The organism is Kitasatospora sp. NPDC091335, assembly GCF_044757205.1.
GTDB lineage: Bacteria > Actinomycetota > Actinomycetes > Streptomycetales > Streptomycetaceae > Kitasatospora.
Window position 1 is genome coordinate 52,456 of record NZ_JBIVUM010000022.1, and the last position, 21,239, is coordinate 73,694.

15 protein-coding genes are annotated in these 21,239 nt (G+C 72.4%); 3 read left to right on the forward strand and 12 right to left on the reverse strand.

Annotation, left to right across the window (positions count from 1 at the left end; all coding sequences use genetic code 11):
* Positions 1-22: 22 nt before the first annotated feature.
* The 3 genes from mycP to ACIQOW_RS34060 form a co-directional block, all read right to left on the reverse strand.
* On the reverse strand, positions 23-1,417 hold the full coding sequence (mycP, locus tag ACIQOW_RS34050; protein WP_401091540.1) for a type VII secretion-associated serine protease mycosin: 1,395 nt from the start codon (positions 1,415-1,417) through the stop codon (positions 23-25).
* Positions 1,418-1,516: 99 nt separating this feature from the next.
* Positions 1,517-3,112, reverse strand: coding sequence for a WXG100 family type VII secretion target (locus tag ACIQOW_RS34055; protein ID WP_401091542.1), 1,596 nt, complete (start codon positions 3,110-3,112; stop codon positions 1,517-1,519).
* Between the two features lie 95 nt (positions 3,113-3,207).
* Entirely contained in the window at positions 3,208-3,684 is a 477-nt protein-coding gene (locus tag ACIQOW_RS34060) for a hypothetical protein (RefSeq protein ID WP_401091544.1), read from the reverse strand.
* Between the two features lie 390 nt (positions 3,685-4,074).
* Here ACIQOW_RS34060 and ACIQOW_RS34065 point away from each other — a divergent pair, with 390 nt between their 5' ends.
* Positions 4,075-6,072 (forward strand): FUSC family protein, encoded by a 1,998-nt coding sequence (locus tag ACIQOW_RS34065; protein WP_401091546.1) that lies wholly within the window; start codon positions 4,075-4,077, stop codon positions 6,070-6,072.
* Positions 6,073-6,169: 97 nt separating this feature from the next.
* Here ACIQOW_RS34065 and ACIQOW_RS34070 read toward each other — a convergent pair whose 3' ends face one another.
* The 7 genes from ACIQOW_RS34070 to rsmI all read right to left on the reverse strand — a co-directional run bounded on the left by ACIQOW_RS34070 (position 6,170) and on the right by rsmI (position 14,146).
* Positions 6,170-8,017, reverse strand: a complete 1,848-nt coding sequence (locus ACIQOW_RS34070) for an ABC-F family ATP-binding cassette domain-containing protein (RefSeq protein ID WP_401091548.1) — start codon at positions 8,015-8,017, stop codon at positions 6,170-6,172.
* Between the two features lie 120 nt (positions 8,018-8,137).
* Entirely contained in the window at positions 8,138-9,055 is a 918-nt protein-coding gene (locus tag ACIQOW_RS34075; protein ID WP_401091550.1) for a 4-(cytidine 5'-diphospho)-2-C-methyl-D-erythritol kinase, read from the reverse strand.
* A complete protein-coding gene (gene rsmA, locus ACIQOW_RS34080; RefSeq protein ID WP_401091552.1) occupies positions 9,052-9,960 on the reverse strand; it encodes a 16S rRNA (adenine(1518)-N(6)/adenine(1519)-N(6))-dimethyltransferase RsmA in 909 nt (302 codons plus the stop codon). Before rsmA ends, ACIQOW_RS34075 begins: the two co-directional genes overlap by 4 nt.
* Before the next feature lie 71 nt (positions 9,961-10,031).
* Entirely contained in the window at positions 10,032-10,907 is an 876-nt protein-coding gene (locus ACIQOW_RS34085) for a TatD family hydrolase (RefSeq protein WP_401091554.1), read from the reverse strand.
* A 1-nt stretch (position 10,908) separates the two neighbouring features.
* Positions 10,909-12,531 carry a methionine--tRNA ligase gene (metG, locus tag ACIQOW_RS34090; RefSeq protein WP_401091556.1) on the reverse strand — a complete coding sequence of 541 codons (1,623 nt, stop codon included), beginning with the start codon at positions 12,529-12,531 and terminating at the stop codon, positions 10,909-10,911.
* Between the two features lie 84 nt (positions 12,532-12,615).
* Positions 12,616-13,041, reverse strand: a complete 426-nt coding sequence (locus tag ACIQOW_RS34095) for a hypothetical protein (protein ID WP_401091558.1) — start codon at positions 13,039-13,041, stop codon at positions 12,616-12,618.
* Positions 13,042-13,276: 235 nt separating this feature from the next.
* Positions 13,277-14,146, reverse strand: a complete 870-nt coding sequence (rsmI, locus tag ACIQOW_RS34100) for a 16S rRNA (cytidine(1402)-2'-O)-methyltransferase (RefSeq protein WP_401091559.1) — start codon at positions 14,144-14,146, stop codon at positions 13,277-13,279.
* A gap of 97 nt (positions 14,147-14,243) precedes the next feature.
* Here rsmI and ACIQOW_RS34105 point away from each other — a divergent pair, with 97 nt between their 5' ends.
* Positions 14,244-16,034, forward strand: coding sequence for a dolichyl-phosphate-mannose--protein mannosyltransferase (locus tag ACIQOW_RS34105; protein ID WP_401091561.1), 1,791 nt, complete (start codon positions 14,244-14,246; stop codon positions 16,032-16,034).
* A 185-nt stretch (positions 16,035-16,219) separates the two neighbouring features.
* Positions 16,220-17,986 carry a penicillin-binding transpeptidase domain-containing protein gene (locus tag ACIQOW_RS34110; RefSeq protein WP_401091563.1) on the forward strand — a complete coding sequence of 589 codons (1,767 nt, stop codon included), beginning with the start codon at positions 16,220-16,222 and terminating at the stop codon, positions 17,984-17,986.
* A gap of 90 nt (positions 17,987-18,076) precedes the next feature.
* Here the strand turns inward: ACIQOW_RS34110 and ACIQOW_RS34115 are convergent, their stop codons facing one another.
* Together ACIQOW_RS34115 and ACIQOW_RS34120 are read right to left on the reverse strand one after the other, a co-directional pair.
* Positions 18,077-19,510 carry a glycosyltransferase 87 family protein gene (locus ACIQOW_RS34115; protein ID WP_401091565.1) on the reverse strand — a complete coding sequence of 478 codons (1,434 nt, stop codon included), beginning with the start codon at positions 19,508-19,510 and terminating at the stop codon, positions 18,077-18,079.
* A 128-nt stretch (positions 19,511-19,638) separates the two neighbouring features.
* Positions 19,639-21,138 carry an amino acid permease gene (locus tag ACIQOW_RS34120; protein WP_401091567.1) on the reverse strand — a complete coding sequence of 500 codons (1,500 nt, stop codon included), beginning with the start codon at positions 21,136-21,138 and terminating at the stop codon, positions 19,639-19,641.
* Positions 21,139-21,239 lie beyond the last annotated feature (101 nt).

The following is a 21,239-nucleotide window of genomic DNA, read 5'->3' on the forward strand; positions in this document are numbered from 1 at the left end:
CCAGCGCCCCCACCAACTCGACCTACTTCGCGTACGGGTTGTCCTCCGGCGGCACCGGCGGCCGATACGACGGCGGAGGCGGCGCCACCGCCCCCAGCGGCTGCTGCGCCGGCACCGGCGGGGCCTGGACCTCCGGCCGCACGACCGGCTTCCGCCGACGCCGCACCACCGCGAACACCACACCCGCCACCAGCACCAGACCCGCCACCACACCCGCCACGATCGGCAACGCGCTACCCGAACCCGACGACTTCTCCGCCACCGGCTGCGCCGTCGGCGCACCCACCGCCACATCGGTCGGGCTCTCGGTCGGCACCGGCGCCGCCGATGGGCGGGCAGACACACTCGCACCCAGAGACGGAACGGTGGACGGCGCGGCAGCGTCAGCCGGGAGCGGCGACTGACCCGAAGGGCCTGGGTCCCCCGGAGACGTCAAGGCAATTCGCGGCCGGACCGCACCGTACCCGGCGTCATCCGTGCGCTCGGATCCATCCTTCGGCTTACCGGCTGTATTGATGAGAACCCGAAGAATCTGGTTGGCCGTCCACTCCGGATGCACCGACCACACCAGAGCAGCCGAGGCCGACACCACGGCCGCCGCGTCCGACGTGCCGTGCCCCTTGCAGAATCCGGTCGCCCCGGTACAGGACGCGATCATGTCCATACCGGGCGCAACAAGAGTGACCTGAGGGCCATGCTCCGATTCGGCAGTCACCGCCCCGCTCCTGTCGGAGGCACCGACTCCGACCACGTTGGGAAGAGCGCCCGGATATTCCACCGGATTCCCCGATTGCGCCGAGTTCCCGACACTGGCGACCACGAGTGTTCCCTTGGCTCGCGCCCGGGCCAGGATCTTGTTCAGCTTTTCGACATCTTCAGGGTTGACCGAAACCGCGTTCGTCCCCTGAGAGATGTTGATGACCTTCGCACCCTGTTCCACCGCATAGGTGACCGCCTGCCCGATCTGCCCCATGAACTCGGAGTTGAGCACCGAGCCCTCGTCGCCATTGGCGATCTTCAGCGGAAGGATCTTGGCGCCAGGGGCCAGGCCGTACGCGCCTTTACCACCGTTCGCTTTACCGGTCCCGGCGATGAGGCTCGCCATCTGGGTGCCGTGGCCCTTCACGTAGGATCCAACGCCACCAGGACTTCCGCTGAAGTCCTTACCGGCAAGGAACTGCCCCGCGAGGTCCGGGTGATCCAGCTTGAACCCGCTGTCGATTACCGCGACGGTGACGTTCTCCCCTTTGGAGACTTTCCACATCTCGGCGGCATTCATGGCATCCAGGTGCCACTGGTCTTCACGGATCGAGTCGCCTGCGAATGCCGGTGCCGTGACCAGGCCGACAACGAATCCAGCCGCCAGAAATACCGCAGCAGCAGCCCGCCAACGCGCTCGCGCGTTCGTCCGCCCCATCACAACTCCTCGTCAGTCTCTTCGTCGACCGGGAAGCGTGCCCCGAACAAGCCTGCCCGGCCACTGGGGAGGCCCAGTGGCCGGGCAGTCGTTGCCGTCCTACTCAATCACGTCCGGGTTGCCGTGCGGCGTACCGCTGGTCCAGGTCTCCTCGTCCTCGTGCAGGTAGTCGGCCCGCTTGCGGCGGTCGCGCTCGTTCCGGCCGCCGTGGCCCGTCATGCCGGGGGCCATCATGCCGCTCTGCCGAGCCTGGGCACCGCTCTCGCCGACGCTCGCCGCACGGTTTCGCAGACCCGTACCGCCGGGCGTGAACTCACCGCCCGCGACAGGTCCCTTGCGGCCTCCGACCGCACCCCCGGTCGTGGAGGACAGGCCCCGGCCACGTGAACCGGCGCCGGCACCGATCGCACCGCCGTGGGCTCCGCCCATACCGGGGTGCATGCCGCCCGCGCCGTTCGGCCCGCCGACCCGGCCGCTGCCCGGCCCCGCCTCGCGGTTGCCGAAGACCGTTCCGCTGGGCAGTCCCGGGGTACCGCCCTTGCCCTGCCCGGGGCCACCGCCGAACGGCGCCATACGCGGCTGGACCTGGCCACCGCCCCCGCCCCTGCTCTGGATCTGTCCGCCGCCCGGTCCGATCGGGATACCCGGCACCGGCCCACCGGGGACGCCGGGTCCGTTGGTCTGGCCGCTCGGCCCGTTCGGGTAGCCGGGAAGGGTGGTCGGCCCGTCCGGCGGCAGCTGGCCGCCGCCGGGACCGTACGGACCGGTCTGGGTCGGGAGGGTCGGCAGGCTGTTCAAGCCGGTGCCTGGGCGGTCAACCGGGTCCGACGGATAGGACGGCGGAATCGAGGAGTTCGGGTCCTGTGGCGCGGGCGGCAGCTGGCCGCCGCCCTGTGGAGGAATCGGACTGTTGCGGACAGGAGTTGACGGATCCTGCCAGCTACCCGGATCACGCGGCGCGACCGATCCTCCACCAAAATTACCGCCAGTCGGACCGTACGATCCTCCAGTAGTACTGCTGCCTGTGCGTGGAACGCGAACGGAACTACCAGAGCCGCCGGTGGAACCGCCACCGCTTGAGTAATCCGAAGCATCTCCGCGGTCCTTGGATGCGCCAGGCGTCCCGGGCAACACCAGGCCGTCGCCCAGCCCGTTGAGCGTCGTCGTCGCCGCGACGTATGCCTGCGCCAGCTTCTCCATCTGATGGATGGCTTCCTGGTGCGCCATGTAGATCTCACGCGTCCCGGCCATGGCCTGCGTTTCGGTGACCCACTTGTCGCCGACACTGCGCCTCATCGCAGCGTCGATCTCCGACGCGCTGGGGCTGCTGTCCGGCTTGATGGAGACAAGCTGCATTTGCTTGATCACCACGGGATCAGGCTTCTGCGTCTTGCGCCCCTCCACCCAGTTGAGGGCGTCATGCGGTTCCGGCGGCATAGCGGCCTTGGCAGTGCTGAGTGCTTCCCCGGCCTGGTGCATGGCATCACCCGCGCTCGCCGAATAGCCGCCCAGCTTCTCGGCGGACAGTTGCAGGTTGCCGGCCCAGGTCTTGAAACTCTCGGCAGCCGGGCCTTCCCAGGCGACGTTGCCGACATGCGACTTGAGTGCCGCGCTCAGCTCCTTCAGAACACGGCCCGCCGACTGGAGCTGAGTGCCACGGGTCAATACGATCGCGGGATTGGTCTTCTCGACCATCGCAATGAGCGCCTTGTGGCTGCTGCTCTCGAAATCAGTTCCGCCTGACAATGCCTACTCCCCGTCTCCCCGTATCTCTCTCGCCCAGGACACCGTCAGTAGCTGACTTCGGTCCGCTTGGACGAGGACCCGTTGGCCGCAGCCGCGACCGCGTTCTGCGCGGACGTCGTGTGGTCCTCGTTGGTCGCGTACTGGCTCGCCGACGTCGCGACCGCGTCCTTCATGGCCTGGATCTGAGAGACGAAATCCTTGTGAAGCTTGACGAGCTCTGCGTGCACCCGGCCGTAGGCGGTGGTCAGGTCGGTCGCTTCGATGAACGTCGCACTGGCAAGGTGCTGCCCCTGCAACTTCTGCTCCTGCACGTTGTACGGTGCAGCCGCCGACCCCTCCATCACCAGGAGCAGGGCTTCGATCTTCCGTGTGAACTCGGTGAGCGTGTCGATCTCGACCTGGACGTCCTGCTTCCCGAAGGCCGCCACCAGGTCGCCGGCGCTGACGTTCGTCTGCGCGGTGCTGACGAAGGGAGCGATGTTGACCCCGCCGAAGGGCCACGGGAGCTTCTTCTCCAGCACGAACGGCGTCGTGTCCCCCGAAGGGTTCGCCGGTGCAGGAGTCCCCGACCCGTTACCGTCGCCTTCTGCCACAGCAGTTCACCTCTCCCCCGTACGCCGCCCGCGCGCCCGGGGCGCCCCGGGCGACCTCGGGCCGCAACACACCGTCAACTTCTGGGTCGTACCGTCCTGGTCGGTTCACCGCCCGCCCTGTGGACGGTTTCCGCCTCCGTCATCGTAGCCACCACCCCTGTCGGACCGGCAGGGCCCTTGGCCCGGCCGAAAGCGATCGGTACGAACTTGACACGTACGGGCCGCCGATGCGGCCCTGGGTAGACTGACCCGGTACGCCCCATCTGCCGCGCAATGTCGCACAGCAGCGACCCAAGGCCGCAGAACGGACGTGTCCCCATGAGCTCCCCCGGCTCCCCCGACTCGGCTGCCTGGTGGGCCCGCGCCGCGCGGCCGGCACGGCCGCCCCTGCCGGTGGCGCTGATGGTGCGGGCGGCGGCGGGCATGGCGGTGCCGTTGACGGTGGGGCTGCTGACACACCGGCTGGACCTGGGGGTGTTCGCCGGGCTCGGGGCGATGCACGCGACGATGAACGACCGCGCCGAGCCGACCAGGCTGCGGGCCGCCCGGATCGGGACGGCCGTCCTCGCCTCCGCGTTCGGCATGCTGATCGGCACCGCCCTCCAGCACGCCGACGCGGACGGTCTCGTCCTCGGTGTCGTGCTGACGCTGACCGCCTTCGCCTCCGGCGCGCTGAGCGCGACCGGTCCCCGCGGCTCGGCGGCCGGGATGCTGCTGCTGGTGTCGGCCGCGCTGGGCAGCGGGATGCCGCTGCCGCAGCCGTGGTGGGCGGCGGCGCCGATGATGCCGCTCGGGGCCGCGTTCGTGGTGCTGCTCGGACTGCTCCCGGGCACGCCGAAGCGGTCCGCCGCCGATCCGCGGAACCGGGCGCTCGCCGCCGCGTACGACGCGCTCGGCCGCACCCTCGCCGACCTGGGCGGCCCGCGAGCGGCCGCCTCGCGCCAGGTGCTGACGGCCCGGCTGAACCGGCTCCAGGACCTCCTCCCCCGCGAGGGCCGCCGGGACCATCGCCGCGGCCGGATGTACGAGGCCGCCCTCGCCGCCACCGAGGCCGCGACCGGCCTGCTGTGGGCCCGGCGCCCCGTCCCGCCGGAGGTGGCCGAGGTGCCGAACCTGCTGGCGGCGGCCGTGCGGCGGGGCGGCGGCGAGGTCGTCGTCCCCGACTGGCGGCCCGACACCCCCTCCCGGCAGGCCCTGGACGTGGCGCTGCGCGCCGCCGCCGACACGGTGGCCGGCCGCGAGGTGCGGCTCGGCACCGCCCCCGCGCCGCCGCCGGACCCCTGGCGGCTGCGGGCGCGGCTGCTGTCCCGGGGGTCGGTCCGGTACGGGCTGCGCGTCGCGCTGTGCATCGCGGTCGGCTCGGCGGTCACCGCCAACTACCCGCTCAGCAAGAGCTACTGGGTGCCGATGACGATCGCCTTCGTGCTCAAGCCCGATCTCGGCTCGGTGTTCCTTCGCGCGGTGAGCCGGTCGATCGGCACCGTGCTGGGGGTGGCCGTGACCGCGGGGCTGCTCCTGGCCACCACCGACGAGTGGGCGCTGACGGCGATGGCCGCGGTCTGCGTGGCCCTGCTCCCGTACGCCACGGCGGCGCACTACGGGCTGAACACCGTGGTGATGACGCCGATGGCGCTGATCCTGCTCCAGCTCGGCGGGCAGAGCAGCGCCGCCGAGTTCTGGCCCCGGGTCCTGGACACCGTGCTGGCCAGCGTGATCGTCCTGCTCTTCGGATACCTGCTGTGGCCGGAACGCCCGCGCCACCGCATCGAGCCCAGGCTGGTCGACGCGACGACGGCCCTGCGGGCCTACCTCGACGCCGTCGTCGAGGACGCCACCACCGGGGCCGGCAGCGCCGGGACCGCCATCACCGCCGAGGACGCAATTGCCGAGGACGCCGCCACCGGGGCCCCCGCTACCGAAAGGAGCACGGCCGCCCGGACCGGCAGCGCCCAGGTGTGGCTGCGCCGCACGGCCTACCGGTCGCTGGCGGACGCCCGCCAGGAGGTGCAGCAGGGGCTGGCCGAACCGCCCCCGACCGGCCGGCTCGCCGAGCGGTGGCTGCCGGCGACAGCGGCGCTGGAGCGGTTGGGCGGCGCGGTGGCGGCCTTCGCGGCGCAGATCCGGTACGGCGGCCGGGTGCCGGACCCGGCCGAGGTCGACCGGGTGCGGCACGCTCTGGACGAGCTGACCGCCGCCGCCCACGCGCACCGCCCGCCGACGAACCAGGCGGCCCGTCCGACGGCCCCGCACGACCCGACCCGCAGCGCGCTGGGCCCCGCGGCGGAGGAACTCGAAACACTCCTCCGCCACGACTGAACGACTGAGCGACTGAGCGACTGAGCGACTGAGCGACCAACGACCGAACGACTGGACCGCCGAACGACTGAACGACCGAACTGCCGAACGCCCGGTCTCAGACCTGCTCGGCCAGCTCCAGCCAGCTCATCTCCAGCTCCTCCTTCTCGTCCCGGACGGCACGCAGCTGCCCGTCCAGCTCCGCGACCTTGGAGAAGTCGGCGGCGTGCTCGGCGAGTTGGGTGTGCAGCTTGGACTCCTTCTCGTCCAGCTTGGCGATCTGCCGCTCCAGCTTCTGCATCTCCTTCTTCGCCGCCCGCAGGTCCCCGCCGGACAGCGCGGGAGCAGCGCCCCCGTCGTCGGAGGCGCCCGCGGCCGTCGAGGAGGCGGAGGCCGCGGAGGCGGCCGAAGCCGCCGAAGCAGCGGCGGCGGCCATCCGGGCGCGGCGCTCCAGGTACTCGTCCACGCCGTTCGGCAGCATCCGCATCTTCCGGTCGCCGAGCAGCGCGTGGACGGTGTCCGTGGTGCGCTCGATGAAGAAGCGGTCGTGGCTGATGACGATCATCGAGCCGGGCCAGCCGTCGAGCAGGTCCTCCAGCTGGTTGAGCGTCTCGATGTCCAGGTCGTTGGTGGGCTCGTCCAGGAACAGCACGTTGGGCTCGTCCATCAGCAGCCGCAGCAGCTGGAGCCGGCGCCGCTCGCCACCGGACAGGTCACCGACCGGCGTCCACTGCTTGTCCTTGCCGAAGCCGAACTGCTCGCACAGCTGGCCGGCGCTCATCTCCCGGCCCTTGCCGAGGTCGACCCGCGAGCGGACCTGCTCGACGGCCTGGAGCACCCGGATGGCCGGGTCCAGCTCGACGACCTCCTGCGACAGGTAGGCCAGTCGCACGGTCTTGCCGACCTTGATGACGCCCGAGGCCGGCTGGACGTCGCCCTCCGAGGCGTACGCGTCCCGCAGGGCGCGCAGCAGCGAGGTCTTGCCGGCGCCGTTGACGCCGAGCAGGCCGATCCGCTCGCCGGGGCCGAACTGCCAGGTGAGGTTGTCCAGCAGCAGCTTCGGGCCGGCCTTGACGGTCACGCCCTCCAGCTCGAAGACCGTCCTGCCGAGCCGCGCGTTGGCGAACTTCATCAGCTCGGACTTGTCGCGCGGCTCCGGCACGTCCGCGATCAGGGCGTTGGCCGCCTCGATCCGGTAGCGCGGCTTCGAGGTACGGGCGGGGGCGCCGCGGCGCAGCCAGGCCAGCTCCTTGCGGGCCATGTTCTGGCGCTTCTGCTCCTCGACGGCCTCGATCCTGGAGCGCTCGGCCCGGGCGAAGACGTAGTCGGAGTAGCCGCCCTCGTACTCGTGCACCTCGCCGTTCTGGACGTCCCACATCCGGGTGCAGACCTGGTCGAGGAACCAGCGGTCGTGGGTGACGCAGACCAGCGCGGAGCGGCGCTTCCTGAGGTGGTCGGCGAGCCAGTTGATGCCCTCGACGTCGAGGTGGTTGGTGGGCTCGTCGAGGACGACCAGGTCGGGCGAGCCGAGCAGCAGCTTGGCGAGGGCGATCCGGCGGCGCTCGCCGCCGGAGAGCGGGCCGATCACGGTGTCCAGGCCGTCGGCGAAGCCGGGCAGGTCGAGGCCGCCGAAGAGGCCCTCGATGATGTCGCGGATCCGGGCGTCGCCGAGCCACTCGTGGTCGGCCCGGTCGGCGATCACCTCGTGCCGGATGGTGGCCTCGGGGTCGAGCGAGTCGTGCTGGGTGAGGACGGCCATCTGGAGCCCGCCCGAGTGGGTGATCCGGCCGCCGTCGGGCTCCTCCAGCTTGGCGAGCATCCGGATCAGGGTGGTCTTGCCGTCGCCGTTGCGGCCGACGACGCCGATCCGGTCGCCCTCGCTGACGCCCAGGCTGACCGCGTCCAGCAGAGCGCGGGTCCCGTAGACCTTCGTGACGGACTCGATGGTGGCGAGGTTGACGGCCACGTGTGCAGCGCTCCTGGGTTCGGCGGTCGCGGGGCGGCCCGCCGCTCGACGGCCGGGCGCCCCTCTCGGGACACCCCGATCTCCCCAGCCTAATGGGCCTGCCGGAACACCATCACCGCGTCAGCCCGCCACGGACGCCCCCGGCACCGGCCCGTGCGTGGCGTGCGCGGTCCGGCAGGTGCCGGAGGCCCGCAGCGCCTCGGCCACCGCGGCGGCCGCCTCGGCGTCCTTGACCAGGAAGGCGCAGGTCGGCCCGGATCCGGAGACCAGCGCCCCGAGCGCGCCCGCCTCGGTGCCGGCCCGCAGGGTGGCCCTGAGCGAGGGGCGCAGCGACAGTGCGGCGGGCTGGAGGTCGTTGGTGAGCGCGGTGGCCAGGGCGACGGCGTCGCCCTCGGCGAGCGCGGCGAGCAGCGCCGGGTCGGCGTCCGGGGTGGGGACGTCGGTGTCGCCGGAGCCGGTGCCGGCCTCCTCGCGCAACCGGTCGCACTCGCGGAACACGGCGGGGGTGGACAGGCCGCCCTCGGCGACCGCGAAGACCCAGTGGAAGGTGCCCTCGACGGCCAGCGGCTCCAGGATCTCGCCCCGGCCGCGGCCCAGCGCGACACCGCCGACCAGGGCGAACGGCACGTCGGAGCCGAGTTCGGCGGCCAGCTCCAGCAGCGTCTCGACGGGGGTGTCCAGCTGCCAGAGCGCGTCGCAGGCGAGCAGGGCCGCCGCGCCGTCGGCGCTGCCGCCGGCCATGCCGCCGGCCACCGGGATGGCCTTGGCGATGTGCAGGTGCACGCCCGGGTCGGCGATGCCGTGGCGGGCGGCGAGCAGCCGGGCGGCGCGGGCGGCGAGGTTGCTGTCGTCGAGCGGGACGACGGCGGCGTCGGGACCGGTGCAGCTCAGCGTCACGCCCTCCCCCGGGGAGGCGGTGACCTCGTCACCGAGGGCGACGGCGAAGAAGACGTTGGCCAGGTCGTGGAAGCCGTCGGCGCGCAGCCCGCCGACCCCCAGCTGGACGTTGACCTTGGCCGGTACCCGTACGGTGATCACGCGTCCCCGGCCTTCGGCTTGTGCTCGGCGATCGCGGCGAACTGCTCCACCGTCAGCATCTCGCCGCGCAGCTTGTGGTCGATGCCGGCGGCCGCGAGCGCCTGCTCGGCCCCGGCGGCGGAGCCCGCCCAGCCGGCCAGCGCGGCGCGCAGGGTCTTGCGCCGCTGGGCGAACGCGGCGTCCACGACGGCGAACACCTCCGCGCGGCTTGCGGTGGTCTGCGGCGGCTCGCGGCGGATCAGCGAGACCAGCCCGGAGTCGACGTTGGGGGCGGGCCAGAACACGTTCCGCCCGATGGCGCCGGCCCGCTTCACCTCGGCGTACCAGTTGGCCTTGACCGACGGGATGCCGTACACCTTGCTGCCCGGCTTGGCGGCGAGCCGGTCGGCGACCTCGCTCTGCACCATCACCAGGGTCCGCTCGATGCTGGGGAAGGTCGCCAGCATGTGCAGCAGGACGGGCACGGCGACGTTGTACGGGAGGTTGGCGACCAGCGCGGTGGGCGCCGGGCCGGGCAGCTCGGTGACCTCCATGGCGTCGCTGAACACCAGGTCGAAGGAGTCCGCCTTGCCGGGCATCCGGGCCGCGACGGTGTCCGGCAGGTGCTGCGCCAGGACCGGGTCGATCTCGACCGCCGTCACGTGCCGCGCCACTTCCAGCAGCGCGAGCGTCAGTGAGCCGAGCCCGGGCCCGACCTCCACCACCGCGTCCTGCTCCGTCACGTCGGCGGCCCGGACGATCCGCCGCACGGTGTTGCCGTCGATGACGAAGTTCTGCCCGCGCTGCTTGGTCGGCTTCACGCCGAACGCTGCCGCCAGCTCCCGGATGTCGGCGCTGCCCAGCAAGGGGGTCCCCCCGGCCGGAGGCTGGGGGCTGCTGTCAGGGGTGGGGTCGGTGGTGCTCACGCGCCAAGGATACGGGCGCACGGGGTGCCGCCCGGACCCGCCGATCCGGAACGGCCCCCTCGGAGCGGTGCTCAGTACCCGAAGGCCCGCGCCGTGTTCGCCGCGATGGCCGCGGACAGCTCGTCCTCGGCCAGCCCCAGGGTGGCGGCCATCGCGCGCACCGTGACCGGGATCAGGTACGGGGCGTTGGGGCGCCCGCGGTAGGGGTGCGGGGTGAGGAACGGGGCGTCGGTCTCGACCAGGATCCGGTCCTGCGGGGTGGCGAGCAGGGCGTCGCGCAGCGGCTGGTTGGCCTTGAAGGTGACCGGGCCGGCGAAGGAGAGGTACCAGCCGTGCTCGGCGCAGGTCCTGGCCATCTGCGCGTCGCCGGAGTAGCAGTGGAAGACCGTCCGCTCCGGGGCGCCCTCCTCCAGGAGGACGGCGATGACGTCCTCGTGGGCGTCCCGGTCGTGGATGACCAGGGCCTTGCCGTGCCGCTTGGCCATCTCGATGTGCCGGCGGAACGACTCCTTCTGGATCTCCACGCCCTCGGGGCCGGTGCGGAAGTAGTCCAGGCCGGTCTCGCCGACCGCCACCACCTGGGGCAGCGCGGCGAGCCGGTCGATCTCGGCGAGCGCCTCGTCCAGCGCGGCGGCGCCGCCGGCCTTCCGCCGCTGCCCGGACCAGTCGTCCGGGTCGCCGAGGAAGATCCGCGGCGCCTCGTTGGGGTGCAGCGCGACGGCCGCGTGCACCTGTTCGTACTGCGCCGCCAGGTCGGCGGCCCAGCGCGAGCCGGGCACGTCGCAGCCCACCTGGACCACCGTGGTGACCCCGACCGAGGCGGCCTTCGCCAGGCCCTCGGCCGGGGTGCCGGACTGCATGTCCAGGTGGGTGTGGGAGTCGGCCACCGCCACCGCCAGGGGTTCCGGCAGCGGCGGCGGGGTCGACCGGTCGTCCTTGGCCGCCATGTCAGGCGGTCGGCTTCTCTTCGAGGCGCGGGAAGAGGATCTCGCCCTTGGTGACGGTGGCACCGACGGGCAGCCGGCCCCAGTCCGCCACGGTGGCGACGGTCTGCGCGGAGAGCGCGCCCAGCCCGGCGGCCTCGGCGCCCAGCGAGTCCCACAGCTTCTCGGCGGTGGTCGGCATCACCGGGTTGAGCAGCACGGCGGTGGCGCGCAGCGCCTCGGCGGCGGTGTAGAGGATGGTCGCGAGGCGCGCCCGGCCCTCCGCCGAGTCGTCCTTGGCGACCTTCCAGGGCTCCTGCTCGGTGAGGTAGCCGTTGACCTGCTTGACGAACTCGAAGATCGCCGCGAGGCCGCCGGCGAAGTCCAGCTCCTCGCCGATCTTCCGGTCGGCCGTCCCGACGGCCCTGGTCAGCCCGTCGGCCACGGCCTGCTCGGCGTCACCGGCGGCGGTGGCGGCGGGCAGCACCCCGTCGAAGTACTTGCCGACCATCGCGGCGACCCGGGAGGCCAGGTTGCCGAAGTCGTTGGCCAGCTCGGAGGTGTACCGGGCGGTGAAGTCCTCCCAGGAGAACGAGCCGTCGGTGCCGAACGGGATGGCGCGCAGGAAGTAGTAGCGGTACGCGTCCACGCCGAAGTGCGAGGTCAGGTCGGTGGGCGCGATGCCGGTCAGGTTGGACTTGGACATCTTCTCGCCGCCGACCATCAGCCAGCCGTTGGCCACGACCCGCTTGGGCAGCGGCAGCCCCGCGGCCATCAGCATGGCGGGCCAGATCACCGCGTGGAACCGCAGGATGTCCTTGCCTACCAGGTGGACCGAGGCCGGCCACAGCTCGGCGAAGCGCTCCGGGTCGCTGCCGTAGCCGGCCGCGGTGATGTAGTTCTGGAGGGCGTCCACCCACACGTACAGGACGTGCTTCTCGTCCCAGGGCAGCGGCACGCCCCAGTCGAAGGTGGAGCGGGAGATCGACAGGTCCTTGAGGTCCTGCTCGACGAAGCGCAGCACCTCGTTGCGGGCCGAGGCGGGCTGGATGAAGTCCGGGTTGGCCGCGTAGAACTCCAGCAGCCGCGGGCCGTAGGCGGAGAGGCGGAAGAAGTAGTTCTCCTCCTCCAGCCACTCGACCGGCCGCTTGTGCACGGCGCAGAGCTTCTCGTCCGCGGTCGCGCCGTCGAGCAGCTCGGCCGGGAGCTTGAACTCCTCGCAGCCGACGCAGTACGGGCCGGAGTAGCCGCCCTTGTAGATCTCGCCCTTGTCGAACAGGTCCTGGACGAACTCCTGCACCCGGGCGGTGTGCCGCTCCTCGGTGGTGCGGATGAAGTCGTCGTTGGCGATCTCCAGGTGCCGCCAGAGCGGCTTCCAGGCCTCCTCGACCAGCTTGTCGCACCACTCCTGCGGGCTGACGCCGTTGGCCTCGGCGGTCCGCATGATCTTCTGACCGTGCTCGTCGGTGCCGGTCAGGTACCACACCTTCTCGCCGCGCTGGCGGTGCCAGCGGGTGAGGACGTCGCCCGCCACGGTGGTGTACGCGTGGCCCAGGTGCGGGCGATCGTTGACGTAGTAGATCGGGGTGGAAACGTAGTACGCCGGGGCGCTCGCCCCGGTGGTGCTGTGGTCTGCAGTGGCCGCCATGGTCGGAAAGTTTAGTCGGGCGCGCGGACCGCCCTCGACCGAGTTGTTTCCCGGCCGGGGGCGGTCCTCCTCGTCGCCCCGGTGTCAGCCCAGCAGCCGCGACCAGAACCGGGCCCAGCGTCCGCGCGGCCGGACGGGTTCGGGCACCGGGGGCGTCCCGGCCGGCTCGGCGTGCGCCGGGTAGCCGGGGGCGTGCTGCCAGGCCTGGTCGGCGGAGGCCACCCGGCCCTCGCGCATGATCCGCACGGTGTGGCCGCCGCACCCGGGGCAGGTGGGCTTGAGCAGCGGGGACGGCACCCGGACGCCGTTGGCGTGGTACTCGAACACGACGTGCCCGTCCTTGGCCACGTGGTGCTCGATGTCGTACGCCTGCTCCCAGCCGTACCCGCAGCGCAGGCACGCGAAGGAGTAGGCCTCCCGTACGGTCTCGACGGGAGCGTGCGGCCTGCCGGCCAGGCCGGCGGTGCTCAGTGCGCTGCCGCTTCGGGGGCTACCGACAACTTCGCTCATAGCCGTCTCCCAGCGCCCGCCGGACGCTCGTCCGGCTGGGTCTTTCCCTACCAGGAAATGCCCGGACCGCCTCGGCCGATGCCCCACTTGTGAAGACTTGGATGCGGGTTGGGAAGCCCTATACGCAGGGCCTCTCCAGGACCGCCAACCGCGACCGAAACTTCAGCTCGGTGGGTGTTTACCGGGGCCTTCTCTCCACGGTACGACTCCCCGTGAGCAACGCAACCCCCGGAATTCACTCCTTTCCCGGGCCTCCCCCCAGGCCTTCCCTCTTCGCCGCCACGACCGCGTCGAAGACCTCCCGCTTGGGCAGCGAGAGCTCCGCCGCGACGGCCGCGATGGCCTCCTTGCGCCGCTCCCCGGCCTCCTCCCTGACGGCCACCAGCCGGGCCAGCTCGGCCGGGGTCAGCTCCTCGGGCGCGGCCGGCGGGGCGCCCGCGACGACGACGGTGATCTCTCCCCTGACGCCCTCGGCCGCCCAGGCCGCCAGCTCGCCGACGGGCCCGCGCTTGACCTCCTCGTAGGTCTTGGTGAGCTCGCGGCAGACGGCGGCCGGCCGCTCCGGCCCGAACGCCTCGGCCATCGCGGCCAGCGCCTCGGCGATCCGGTGCGGCGCCTCGAAGAAGACCATGGTGCGCGGCTCGGCGGCGACCGAGGCGAGCTGCCTGGCCCGGTCCCCGGTCTTGCGCGGCAGGAAGCCCTCGAAGGTGAAGCGGTCCACCGGCAGTCCGGACAGCGCGAGCGCGGTGAGCACCGCCGAGGGGCCAGGCACCGCGGTGACCTTGACGTCGGCGGCCACGGCGGCGGCGACCAGCCGGTAGCCGGGGTCGGACACCGAGGGCATGCCGGCGTCGGTGACCAGCAGCACCCGGGCGCCGCCGAGCAGCGCCTCGACCAGTTCGGGGGTGCGGCCGACCTCGTTGCCCTCGAAGTACGAGACCACCCGCCCGGTCGGGGTCACGCCGAGTGCCTGGGTGAGCCGGCGCAGCCGCCGGGTGTCCTCGGCCGCGATGACGTCCGCCGTGGACAGTTCGTCGACGAGCCGGGGCGGGGCGTCCGAGACGTCGCCGATGGGGGTGCCTGCGAGAACGAGTACTCCTGTCACGGGCCCCATCCTTGCAGCTCCCCGCCGGCGGGGGCTTTTGGTGACGATTCGGTCAGCTTCCGAGGGAGCGGACACACGTGCGAGGAGCGCCCCTACGATGTGGCGGATGAACGGCGACACGGCGGCGCAGACGCCCACTGGTACAGACCACTCCGCGCACGGCGGCGTCGGCCTGCCGTCCCCGCGCCCGCCACAGGCCGGGCCCGCCGGCTGGCGCGAACGCCTGGCCCGGTACGGCTACGCGGCCCGCCCCGTCGCGACGCTCACCGAACGCCTGGTGCCGCCGATGCCGGACGGCCCCCGGACGACGCCCCCGGACGTGCCGCAGTCGCCGCTGCTGCTACGGCTGGGCGTCTCGCTGCCGCAGGGCCTGTGGTACTTCCTCTGCCGCTGGGCCGGCTGGCTGGGCCCGGTCGCGGTGGCGGTGTTCGCCGGCCTCTTGCGGTTCACCGACCTCGGGCAGCCGCACGCGATCATCTTCGACGAGACGTACTACGCCAAGGACGCCTACGCGCTCTGGCACGGCGGCTACGAGATCAGCTGGCCGGAGGACGCCAACGCCACGATCATGACGCCGGGCGCGGCCGTCCCGTACCGGGCGACGCCCTCGTACGTGGTGCACCCGCCGGTGGGCAAGTGGATCATCGGCGCGGGCGAGCAGCTGTTCGGCATGAACCCCTTCGGCTGGCGGTTCGCGGTGGCCCTGCTCGGCACCCTGTCGGTGCTGATGGTGGCCAGGATCGCCCGCCGGATGTTCCGCTCCACCCTGCTGGGCTGCGTGGCGGGCCTGCTGCTCGCGGTGGACGGCCTGCACCTGGTGCTCAGCCGGGCCGCCCTGCTCGACCTGGTGGTGATGTTCTGGACCCTCGCCGCCTTCGGCTTCCTGCTGCTGGACCGCGACCGCACCCGCGGGGTGCTGGCCGCCCGGCTCGGCGGGATCGCGGACCCGGGGCCGGCCCAGCGGCTGAACCTGGGCTGGCGCCCGTACCGGATCGCGGCCGGCGTCTGCATCGGGCTGACCTGCGCCACCAAGTGGAGCGGCCTGTACGTCATGGCGGCCTTCGGCCTGCTGACCGTGCTCTGGGACGTCGGCGCCCGCCGCCTGGCCGGCGCCCCGCGCCCGTTCCTGGCGGTGCTCGCCCGGGACGTGGTGCCGGCCTTCGTGTCGGTCGTCGTGGTCTCGATCGCGGTCTACGTCGGGTCCTGGTGGGGCTGGTTCGCCAGCAGCACCGCCCCCGGCCAGGGCGGCTGGGGCCGGGACTGGGCGGTCGGCCGCTCCACCGACTTCCCGTGGATACCCGAGGGCCTGCGCGCCCTGTGGCACTACCACTCGACGGTCTACGACTTCCACGTCGGCCTGAGCGACCCGCACACCTACCAGTCCAACCCGTGGTCCTGGCTGGTGCTGGGCCGCCCGGTGTCCTTCTCCTACGAGTCCCCCAAGTTCGGCCAGTCCGGCTGCACGGCCGCCGACTGCGCCCGCGAGGTGCTGGGCATCGGCACCCCGCTGCTGTGGTGGACGGGCATCGCGGCGCTGGCCTACTGCCTGTGGCGCTGGGCGGCCCGGCGGGACTGGCGGGCCGGGGCGCTGCTCTGCGGCCTGGCGGCCGGCTACCTGCCCTGGTTCGCCTACCAGCAGCGGACGATCTTCCTCTTCTACGCGGTGGTCTTCGTCCCGTTCCTGGTGCTCGCGGTGACGATGCTGATCGGCGCCCTGATCGGACCGGCCGGCGCCTCCCGGGACCGCCGGATCATCGGCTCCACGGCGGCCGGTCTGCTGATCCTGCTGATCGTCTGGAACTTCCTGTTCTTCTACCCGCTCTTCACCGGGCAGACCATTCCGCTGGAGGACTGGCGCCGCCGGATGTGGTTCAACACCTGGATCTGATCCGGGGCCGGTGAACACCGGATTCCCGCGAATCGTCCGTATGCGGTGCACGACACGTACCAGATCCGTCACAAGTCCCCGGCGATTCGCCGACGCACCGATCCGCGCTGCCTAGGGTGGGGGGTACCGCGTTTCCGGCACCGGCCGGTTGCGCCCCGCCGCGAGACCCCTGGGGGAGCTGCACCATGCGCAGTGGCGCGAAGATCGGCATCATCACCGGCGTGTCCATCGCCGTCCTCGCGGGCGGCGGCTACGGCGCGTACAGCCTGATGAGCGACTCGGGCGGGTCCGGCGGCAAGAAGCCCCGGACGGTGGTCGCCGATCCCCCGTCGGCCGATCAGGCGACAGCCGGTCTGAAGGACTTCCTGACCGCCTGGGCCGCCGGAGACATCGCCAAGGCCGCCTCGCTGACCGACGACCCGGCCGCGGCCACCGCCGGTCTCACCGCGTTCAGGGACCAGGTCAAGCCGAGCGCGCTGACCCTCACCCCGTTCGGTCCGACCACCCAGCAGGTCTTCTCCGCCGCCACCGGCACCCCGGCCCCGGCCGCCAAGCCGTCCGCCGGGGCCTCCGCGACGCCGGGCGCGAGCGGCACGCCGGGCGCCGGTGACTCGCCGTCCGCCACCGCCACGCCCGGGCCCACCGGCACGCTGATGTCGTACAAGGCGCGCGCCGAGTTCGCGGGCACCAGCCGGGCCTGGGACTACCAGGGCTTCCTGGGCATCGTGAAGATGAGCGACGACACCCCGGCCGTGCACTGGGCCCCGTCGGTGGTCCACCCCCACCTGTCCGGCAACGAGACCATCGCCGTCCAGCCGGTCTTCGCCCCGCCGTCCACCGTGGTCGACCGCAACGGCAAGGCGGTCCAGGGCGCCTCGATCACCCCCGCGCTGATGAGCACCCTCCAGGACAACGCCAACAAGCTGCTGCCGCCGGACCCGAACAAGGACCAGGACGCGGGCAGCGCCGTGGTGATCTCCGACCCGGCCGGCAAGGGCGCCCAGGACAAGCTGTTCACCATCGTCGAGCCGAAGCCCGGCAAGCCGTTCAAGCTGACCATCGACAACACCCTCCAGGCCGCCGCCGAGAAGGCGATGACCGACCTGGGCGGCAAGCCCGGCTCCGTCGTCGCGATCGAGCCGAGCACCGGGCAGGTGCTGGCCTTCGCCAACTCGCCGGCCAACGGCCAGAACCGGGCCTTCACCGGGCTGCTCGCGCCGGGCTCGACGATGAAGATCGTCACCTCGGCGGCACTGCTGGAGGCCGGGGTCAACCCGGACACCGTGGTGGCCTGTCCGGAGAAGAGCAGCAACGCGCACCCGATCCCGAACTCGTTCCCGGGTGCCTTCCCGAACAACACGCTCCAGCAGGACTTCATGATGTCCTGCAACACGGCCTTCATCAACCAGGGTCTGACCAGCCTCAAGCCCGAGTCGCTGTCCGGCATCGCCAAGGACGTGTTCGGCATCGGCCTGGAGTGGAAGACCGGCCTGCCGAACGCCGACGGCAAGGTGCCGGCGACGCCGGGCAGCAAGGACGAGCAGGCGATGAACTACATCGGCCAGGGCAAGGTCCAGATGAACCCGCTGGCCATCGCCTCGGTCACCGCCACCGTGCAGAACGGCGAGTTCAAGCAGCCGATCCTGGTCGCCGACCTGCCGCAGCAGAAGGCCGCCCGCCCGCTCTCCCCGGACGTGGCCGGCAAGCTGAAGGCGATGATGGCGGCCACCGCCACCGGCGGCACCGCCCAGGGCGTGATGGCCGGGATCACCGACAACGCGGGCGCCAAGACCGGCTCCGCCGAGGTCGCCGGGGTCGACGTCACCAACAGCTGGTTCACCGCCTACCGCGGCAACCTCGCGGTGGCCTCCGAGGTGCAGGGCGGTGGCCACGGCGTGGACGCGGCCGGCCCGGCCGTCGCCTCCATCCTGAAGGCCGCCGGCGGCCGCTGAGCCCCGGAGCCACGGCTCCTCCCGGCCCGCCCGGCCCCTCGGCCGGGCGGGCCCCGGCCTTTCCCGCTCGGCCCTCGGACCCTCGGGCCCTCAGGCCCTCGGCACGGCGGGCTGCGGTCTCCCCCGCACCCGGTCCGGCGGGGCGGGGCGCCGACTGCTCCAGCGTCCGGCCGCCAGCCGGGGCCAGATCACCAGCACCACCGGCAGGGCCAGGTACCCGAACCGCCCGGCCGGGGCGAGCATGAAGGCGATCGCGAGTCCGGCGGCCAGCAGGTCGGCCGCGCCGATCGCGGAGACCGGCGGCCGGGCCAGCAGCCAGATCGCCACCCCGACCAGGGCCACGGTCATCAGCGCGAGCGAGATCGCGTGCCCGGTCGGCCCGACGCCGGCCAGCACCTTGCCGGGCAGCGGGCTGCCCGCCGGGGTGCGGATCGCGGTCATCCCGAGCGGGAAGCGCACCACCTGCTCGCGCAGCGCGCCCGCATGGGCCAGCGCGGAGGGCAGGATCACGACGGTGCTCACACCGGCGCCGATCAGCGCGGTCCTGGCGGCGGGCCGGCGGCCGTACAGCCGCCAGAGCAGCAGGACGGCCACCGGCAGCGCGGGCCAGGCCGTCCACTTCAGGGTGCAGGCGAGGGCGAGCACCAGTCCGGCGCCGACCGTACGGTCCCGCTCGGCGAGCGCCATGGCCAGGCAGCAGACCCCGATCAGCGGCAGGTCCACCCCGCCGACCGCCAGGGCCAGCGCGATCAGCGGCGAGGCGGTGAGGACGGCCAGCGGCAGCAGCGGCGCGCGCGGGTCGCCGCTGCCGGGTCGGGCGGGCCGCAGCAGCCGCCAGGCGGCCAGCAGGCAGGCGAAGAAGGTCAGCGCGAACCAGATCCTGGCGTCCCCGGCGACCCGCGCGAAGGCGGTGGAGTCGCCGAGCAGCTGGCGCGGCATCCCGAACAAGGACATCGCCGGCAGGTACGGGTTGTAGTCGGTGACCACCACCGGGTGCGGCAGGTACGGGGTGCCGGTGGTGAGCAGCAGGTGGGCCGAGCGCTCGACCACCATGACCTCGGACTGGTGGCGGCCGGTCAGGGCGAGCAGTCCGAGCGGGGCCAGCACGGCGCCGGCCAGGGCGACCCCGGCGGCGGCACGGGCCGCGAAGCGCCGCGGCAGGGTCACGCAGAGCAGTCCGGCCAGGGCGTAGGCGGGGGCCGCGATCAGGCCCCACTGCCGCTGGTTGGGCAGGTCGGAGACGAGCGGGAAGGCGGCGGCCCAGCCGGCCGCGACCAGGCAGCCGAGCAGGTGGACGGTCCGCATCGAGGCGAGCCGGGCGAGTCCGGCGGCACTCAGCCGGTCGGGCGTGGGCGGAAACGTGCTCTCGCCGCGCTGCCGGGGGAAGGGCTGCACGGAGAAGCCGCGCGGCCGCCGCCCGGGTCCGGAGGACGCCTCGGTCGCGGGGGTCTGGGCCGGTGTTCTGCCCCGGCCGGTGAAGCGGCCGCGCGGGCGGAGGTAGCCGGGCGTGCGGGTGCTCACCATGGTGGAAGGTTATGGGCGGGGGCGGGGCGCTGTCGCCATGGTCTCGGACACCGGTCCGGCGATGGCGCGAAAAGGGCCGCCGGGTGTCGTGGCGGTCGGCGGCCCTTCACGTGGGATTCGTCTGCCGGTCAGTCGGCGGTGCGGTCGGAGCCGTCCGCGGGCACCGCCTGCCGCTCGGTCTGCCCCAGCCGGGAGTGCTTCATGCTGTACCCGAAGTAGACCACCACGGCGACGACGAGGGCGATCGCGCCGGCCCGGAAGGTGTCGGCGTGCAGGCCGGTGATCAGGTAGACGCAGAAGCCGATGCTGAGCAGCGGGACGACCGGGTAGCCGGGCACCCTGAAGCCGCGCGGCAGGTCGGGCTGGGTGCGGCGCAGCACGATCACGCCGACGGAGACCACCGAGAAGGCGATGAGCGTTCCGAGGCTGGTGATGTCGGCCAGGACCCGCAGCGGGATGAACGCGGCCAGCGCGCCCACGCCGAGGCCGACCACGATGGTGTTCCAGACCGGGGTGCCGGTGCGCGGGGAGAGCTCGGCGAAGCGCTTGGGCAGCATGCCGTCGCGGCCCATCGAGTACAGGATGCGGGTCTGGCCGTAGATCACCACGAGGGTGACGCTGAAGATCGAGAGGACCGCGCCGATCGCGAAGAGCATCGCGGGCCAGCTCTGGCCGGTGATGTTCTGGAGGATCTGGGCGAGGCCGGCCTCCTGGCCGTCGAACTTCTGCCAGGGCTGGGCGCCGACCCCGGCGAGCGCGACCAGGATGTAGAGCAGGGTCACCACGACCAGCGAGATGATGATCGCCAGCGGCAGCGTGCGGCGCGGGTTCTTGACCTCCTCGCCGGCGGTGGACACCGCGTCCAGGCCGATGAACGAGAAGAAGATGCTGGACGCGGCGACCTGCACGCCGCCGATGCCGAGCGGCATGAACGGGGTCAGGTTGCCGGACTGGAAGCCGGTGAGCGCGATGCCGATGAACAGCAGCAGGATCACGATCTTGGTCGCGACCATGGCCGCGTTGACCTTCACCGACTCGCTCACGCCGCGGACCAGCAGGACGCAGACCATGAGGACCAGCAGCAGGGCCGGCAGGTTGAACCAGTGGGTGGCGTCCGGCGCGCCGGACAGCTGCTCGGGGATGCTGACCCCGAAGGCCAGGTCGAGGAACTTGTTCAGGTACTCGGCCCAGCTGACCGCGATCGCGGAGGCGGAGACGCCGTACTCCATCAGCAGGCAGATGCCGACGCCGAAGGCGACGCCCTCGCCGAGGGTGGCGTAGGCGTAGGAGTACGAGGAGCCGGAGACCGGGATCGCGGAGGCCATCTCGGCGTAGCAGAGCGCGGTGAGGCCCGCGGTGACCGCGGCGATCACGAAGGACAGGATGACGGCCGGGCCGGCCGAGGGCACCGCGGTGTTCAGCACGAAGAAGATGCCGGTGCCGATGGTGGCGCCGATGCCGATCGAGGAGAGCTGCCACAGGCCGATCGAGCGGCGCAGGTGGATGCCGGAGCGCCCGCCCTCCTCGGGCGCACCGGCCGGGAGGGCGTCCCTGCCTTCGGATTCCGCGATCAGTGTCGAGACGGGCTTGCGTCGCAGCAGACGCGCACCGATGGTGTTGCTGGCCAAAACTGCGGTCCTTCTGGGCGGGGAGGGTGTCCTGGCATTCGGTCACCCGACGTGCCAGGGGGTGTCATCGGGGACCAACCGAACAAACATGGGACAGTACC

Excerpts from the sequence above, each read along its gene's own strand:
- ACIQOW_RS34105 (WP_401091561.1), top strand. The coding sequence starts at position 14,244 with ATGTGGCGGATGAACGGCGACACGGCGGCGCAGACGCCCACTGGTACA.
- ACIQOW_RS34110 (WP_401091563.1), top strand. The coding sequence starts at position 16,220 with ATGCGCAGTGGCGCGAAGATCGGCATCATCACCGGCGTGTCCATCGCC.
- ACIQOW_RS34115 (WP_401091565.1), bottom strand. The coding sequence starts at position 19,510 with ATGGTGAGCACCCGCACGCCCGGCTACCTCCGCCCGCGCGGCCGCTTC.
- ACIQOW_RS34085 (WP_401091554.1), bottom strand. The coding sequence starts at position 10,907 with ATGGCGGCCAAGGACGACCGGTCGACCCCGCCGCCGCTGCCGGAACCC.
- mycP (WP_401091540.1), bottom strand. The coding sequence starts at position 1,417 with ATGGGGCGGACGAACGCGCGAGCGCGTTGGCGGGCTGCTGCTGCGGTA.
- ACIQOW_RS34065 (WP_401091546.1), top strand. The coding sequence starts at position 4,075 with ATGAGCTCCCCCGGCTCCCCCGACTCGGCTGCCTGGTGGGCCCGCGCC.
- ACIQOW_RS34055 (WP_401091542.1), bottom strand. The coding sequence starts at position 3,112 with ATGGTCGAGAAGACCAATCCCGCGATCGTATTGACCCGTGGCACTCAG.
- ACIQOW_RS34095 (WP_401091558.1), bottom strand. The coding sequence starts at position 13,041 with ATGAGCGAAGTTGTCGGTAGCCCCCGAAGCGGCAGCGCACTGAGCACC.
- metG (WP_401091556.1), bottom strand. The coding sequence starts at position 12,531 with ATGGCGGCCACTGCAGACCACAGCACCACCGGGGCGAGCGCCCCGGCG.